This is a genomic window from Nostoc cycadae WK-1 (genome assembly GCF_002897135.1).
GTDB lineage: Bacteria > Cyanobacteriota > Cyanobacteriia > Cyanobacteriales > Nostocaceae > Nostoc_B.
In genome coordinates this window covers 1-3680 of the sequence record NZ_DF978466.1, presented here as the reverse complement: position 1 = coordinate 3680, position 3680 = coordinate 1, and the positions used below count along the sequence as shown (strand labels likewise).

The window sequence follows — 3680 nt, the reverse complement described above, 5'->3', positions numbered from 1 at the left end:
TAGGTAGATTGATTCGATTGTATCTAAACAAAATAGCCCCGACAAGCCAAATCTAGCCGGGGCAATTTCTTAACCTAATTAAAAGCATAATATGACAATCAGCAATTTTACACAAATGCTGAAATACGGGGCTTTGAGCTTCCGTATTGCTACGCTTGCATTTTTTGTAGGGGGTAGTTGTGAAGATTAACGGTGATTTTTACCCCCTTACCCCAGAGACTTCTAGAAAACTCCGCCAGGGTAACTTAACTGCTGCTGAGTGGCGTATTTGGAGCTATTTAGTTGAGCTTGATTCATGGGGTGATCGCTATCAAGAAGTAAGTACACTGAGAATAATTGAGGAATGTAATGTAAGTAAAGCAACATTTTATAGAGCCGTTGCTAAACTTCAAGAGCTTGAAATCTTTGATTTTCAAGATATTGGCTTTAGCATACGTAATTTATGTGGTGTAACCAGTCTCAAAAATGAGACAACTTTCTCAGAAATGAGACAAGATTCTCAAAAATGCGACAGTAATCTCAAAAATGAGAAAGTTGTCTCAAAAGTGAGAAATCAGTCTCAAAAATGCGAAAATCAACAGCCAGAACCCTTACAAAAGGGTGATTCTGCAACGCCTCAGATTAATAAGACTTATTCAAACTTTAAAGACTCTCTCTCAGAAGCAGAAAGAGAGGATTTTTTGAATTTTTCAGAGCAAAAATCAAAACAGCTACCAACTCCGCCAACACTCATCAGTAAATGGATTGCGGCCAACTGGGAAGATTTAGCCCAGCAATGGCAAAAATCTAGGGGTAAAACTCCCCCGGTGCAAAATGAAAAATGGGAAAATCACCCCTGCCGCGGCGAATGGCTTGCAAAAATCAATGAACTTGGCTCTTTGGGCTTTCAAACTGAGACAGATGATAAATCAGAGCAAGCCACCCGCCGCCAGTTTGCACAGTGGGCAGTGAAAAATAATTTAATTGGGAGGCAAGAATCATGAGCATTGATGACTTACCCCAATTCGAGCCTTTACCCTTGCGTGAGCCAAAATCTGAAGAAGAGGAGCAGCTATTTTACCCGGAATGGCATTGTTTCTGCTGCGGCGATTCGGGAATTGTGCAGGCTCACTTAGTTAGGTTGGTTATGCCAAATTATGATTCTGATCATGATAAATGGGTGGCCTGCCAAAACTGGGATTGTACAAAGTTTAGCGATCGCTGGGGTGCGGTCGATTTATCAAACTTCGATACCCGATTTAAACCTGATATCTGCGCCAAACTTGACAAAATAAGTAGGCAGGATTGGCGCACAACGATATCAATTCAAGTTGAACTTCGCAAATTGGCATCCTCTAAGAAAATGTCAGGGGCAAAGGATAGAACTATTAATGATGACCGCGAGGTATGGCAGCGCAAGGAAGAAATTGAAAACCTCAGCCCTCAGCAGTGGGCAGGAATGAGAAAAGCTTACTTGGGGGGCAACGATGGCTAAATACGCTGTGGGCGACACTTTCAGCAACCCCTTCAAGGTCGGGAAACGTATTGTCACCCCTTTTAGAAAAATAGGCTGTATATCGAGTGTACACAAGAAAATTACTATTACTTGGGAGAATGGGTATAGTAGCGACTACACACCAGATCAGTTACAAGCTTGGAATTACAGCTTAGAGGATGAAACTAGTGTAAATAATTCAGCAATCGCTACAGATTTTGGTAAAAAGCAATTTTGGCGGTCTACTTCTGGCCTTCACCCTGTGCCTTCATCAGTCTATGAAAGCATTGTTTCTGAAGACAATCGCTTTATTCGCTGTGACAATTTACCAATTCATGAGCAAATTGAACTATGTAATAAACGAATTTCCCAACAGCAAGGCCGGATTAAAGACTTACAGCATAATTGCAAATCTAAAAAGGAGAAGGATAAAGCGATCGCTATTTCTCAAACAATCATTGATGAGGAAAATCAGAGAATAGAGAAATTAAATCTGATGCCAAATATCGAGCGTACACAAGAATCTGAGCCTATAGTACTCTGCCCTAGCTGCCGATTACAGCACATTTATTTAAGTGGCGGCTGCGGTATCTGTGGGCTAGAGCCAGAAATACACCAGGAAACTAAACCTAAAAAACAGCCGAAAGGTTGCTTATATTCATACATTGAACGTAAAAAGCTTAAAGATGGCTCTGTTATCGAATATCCCCGCGTCGAAGCTGGAGAGCGCGACCCTGACAACCCCTTACATTGGCGATGGGGTTTTAACTGGGAAGAAAAAATTAATAATAAGTGGAAGGGTAGGAGCATTGGATCAATCCCTCCCGATCTGATTCTCGATATTAAATTGATGCAACTTGATGGCGCGAGTTTAGAAGAAATTATTAAGTTTATTAAACTATCAAAGTCCAAGAAATAAGTTGATAAATGGCGATCGCAGTTTGCCCAAATATAATTAATCAGTTGTTAATTTCATTTCTATAAGGCGGCCTGCGCGTGGCCGCCTTTTTACTTTGGATGTTATCATTACCTTTGTGCTGGGGCTTAGACTCTTTGGTCAGATGCCTAATGCCCTAGCCGCCTATTAATAAGTCATTATTTCGTCGTCGCCATCATCATCAAAATCATCACCCCATTTTTGCATCTCACGCATTGCCGCATCTCTGCGTTCTAGCCAGCAATATTGATACTGATTCAAAGTCTCAGCACCGATATATTTCCAAGCAGCGAAGACGTGTTTATCTGGGGTTTGACCTTGTGCCTTTGGATGTAGCATTAAATGTTTAGTCGCTACATAATCTTGGCTAAAAGCTTTCTCAATCCCACTGTAAGCGTGACAGGTGCAGGTGATTTCATGCTTGTATAGCTTTACCTCATAAAAATCACCAGTGTTGCCCCGTGCAATTAATTCATCCCAATTATCGCCGGGTTCTAGCTTGTAAGGGTCTGCTTTATCCCAGCAACGTTTGATTAGTATATCAACATAGTCTAATTTGCTGATAAAGCGCGATATACCGCGAATCTTAACAGTTTCTTTGCGTTTCTCAATGTTGCCAGGAATGCGTAACCAAACTTGATGCTTATACACGTCAATGGTTGCATGGTCGATACCTTGTTTAACTTGTTCGTCCGACCAGCCCCATTTTTTGAGTAGAGCCTTGGTATTTTCTACGCTGTAAATGTGCCTCAGCGCGTAGTCTTCAGAATTATTCTCATGTAATAAGCCTTGGTGAAAAACTGAATAGTTATGCTCTGGTCTGGTGTGAGCTTTAGCGGAAAATTTATTAGTGGTCATTGGTCAGATGCCTTTATAAATCCATGTATACATGGTAACACGTTCGCACCATGTATACAAGGGTGTTATCATGACTTTGAGGCATTTTTATAAAGTATGAAACGAGATAAACCTTATAAAGTTAAGCAGGGTGAAGGTGGTTTGTTTGTTCCGGCTGGTGATGAGCCAATAGATAGCCCTGTCGTAACTTTGCGTATGCCTACATCCCTATATGAAAAGGTTGTAGCTACAGCCGGCAAAGAAAAGGCTGCTTGGATTAGACAGGCCATAAGAGAGAAGCTGGAGCGCGATCAGAATCTTGAATAGAAAAGCGGCCAACCTTGTCCGCTTTTTCTTAGAGGAAATCAAAAATCGAGAGTTGTATGTATTCTCGTTGAATGTAGCTGTGAATCCTAACTCCTGGGACTTCGT

Annotated in this window: 5 protein-coding genes; 4 read left to right on the top strand and 1 reads right to left on the bottom strand. The window is 41.4% G+C overall.

Going from position 1 to position 3680, the window contains the following annotated elements:
* Positions 1–179: 179 nt before the first annotated feature.
* The 3 genes from NCWK1_RS28810 to NCWK1_RS28800 are packed head-to-tail and all read left to right on the top strand — an operon-like array spanning position 180 to position 2393.
* Positions 180–983 (top strand): hypothetical protein, encoded by an 804-nt coding sequence (locus NCWK1_RS28810; protein ID WP_103127044.1) that lies wholly within the window; start codon positions 180–182, stop codon positions 981–983.
* Positions 980–1474 carry a hypothetical protein gene (locus NCWK1_RS28805; RefSeq protein WP_103127043.1) on the top strand — a complete coding sequence of 165 codons (495 nt, stop codon included), beginning with the start codon at positions 980–982 and terminating at the stop codon, positions 1472–1474. Before NCWK1_RS28810 ends, NCWK1_RS28805 begins: the two co-directional genes overlap by 4 nt.
* Positions 1467–2393, top strand: a complete 927-nt coding sequence (locus NCWK1_RS28800) for a hypothetical protein (RefSeq protein WP_103127042.1) — start codon at positions 1467–1469, stop codon at positions 2391–2393. The genes NCWK1_RS28805 and NCWK1_RS28800 overlap by 8 nt, the downstream gene beginning before the upstream one ends.
* A gap of 165 nt (positions 2394–2558) precedes the next feature.
* On the opposite strand, the gene NCWK1_RS28795 is transcribed toward NCWK1_RS28800, so the two are convergent.
* A complete protein-coding gene (locus NCWK1_RS28795) occupies positions 2559–3269 on the bottom strand; it encodes a hypothetical protein (RefSeq protein WP_103127041.1) in 711 nt (236 codons plus the stop codon).
* A gap of 96 nt (positions 3270–3365) precedes the next feature.
* Here NCWK1_RS28795 and NCWK1_RS28790 point away from each other — a divergent pair, with 96 nt between their 5' ends.
* Complete coding sequence (locus NCWK1_RS28790; RefSeq protein ID WP_103127040.1) at positions 3366–3575, top strand: hypothetical protein; 210 nt, start codon at positions 3366–3368, stop codon at positions 3573–3575.
* The last annotated feature ends 105 nt before the right edge of the window (positions 3576–3680 follow it).